This is a genomic window from Pseudomonas sp. NBRC 111124, assembly GCF_001320245.1.
Lineage (GTDB): Bacteria > Pseudomonadota > Gammaproteobacteria > Pseudomonadales > Pseudomonadaceae > Aquipseudomonas.
This window is the reverse complement of record NZ_BCBA01000026.1, coordinates 1-922: the sequence shown is the minus strand read 5'-3', so window position 1 is coordinate 922 and position 922 is coordinate 1. Positions and strand designations below refer to the sequence as shown.

Sequence of the window (922 nt, the reverse complement as noted above, 5' to 3'; positions counted from 1 at the left end):
CTGCCCTCCGCCAATGCAGCGCTTTGACGCTGCAGCCAAATATCTTTTGTCTGTATCCTCCTATCTGCACCGTGTGTACGGTGCGACAATATTTCTCGCAAATTAACGTGACTTGTTTGCGCATAAGCTGCGTCAAGACTTAAGTTCGGGGCAATCCTGGCCCCCGAACCGAGCGATGCCAGCGTACCGTGCTGCGCATTTCTGGACTTCCACTGTCCGATCACTTGAGGTTACAAGCAAGATGGCCAAGGCCGCCGATGTCGTTGTGCAATGCCTGGAAAACGAAGGGGTCGAGTATGTGTTCGGCATTCCTGGTGAGGAAAACCTCGACCTGCTGGAATCCCTGCGCAAGTCGAAGATCAAGCTGGTACTGACCCGCCACGAGCAGTCCGCGGGCTTCATGGCCGCCACCTATGGCCGCCTGACCGGCAAGACCGGCGTCAGCCTGTCGACCCTGGGCCCTGGCGCAACCAACCTGGTAACCGCCAGTGCATACGCCTACCTGGGCGGCATGCCGATGATGATGATCACCGGCCAGAAGCCGATCAAGAAGTCCAAGCAGGGTCGCTTCCAAATCATTGACGTGTGCGGCATGATGGACCCCATCACCAAGTACACCCACCAGTTCGCCTCGGCCGACAACATCCCGGCCCGTATGCGCGAAGCATTCCGCCTGGCTGAAGAAGAAAAGCCGGGCGCCGTGCACCTGGAGCTGCCGGAAGACATCGCCGCCGAGCAAACCGACGCCCTGCCGATCCCGCGCAGCCTGCACCGTCGCCCGTTGGCCGAGCACGTGGCCATCGAAGCTGCTGTAGAAAAACTGCAGAAGGCCCGCAGCCCGATTCTGGTGATCGGCGCCGGCGCCAACCGCAAGATGACCGCCAAGGTCCTCAAGCAGCTGATCGACAAGACCGGTATCCCG

The 922-nt window shown here is 60.1% G+C and carries 1 protein-coding gene; it reads left to right on the top strand.

Annotated elements, in window-relative coordinates; all coding sequences use genetic code 11:
- Positions 1 to 241: 241 nt before the first annotated feature.
- Positions 242 to 922, top strand: a 681-nt coding sequence (locus tag APH28_RS10955) for a thiamine pyrophosphate-binding protein (RefSeq protein ID WP_256249124.1), incomplete at its 3' end; no start/stop codon positions are given.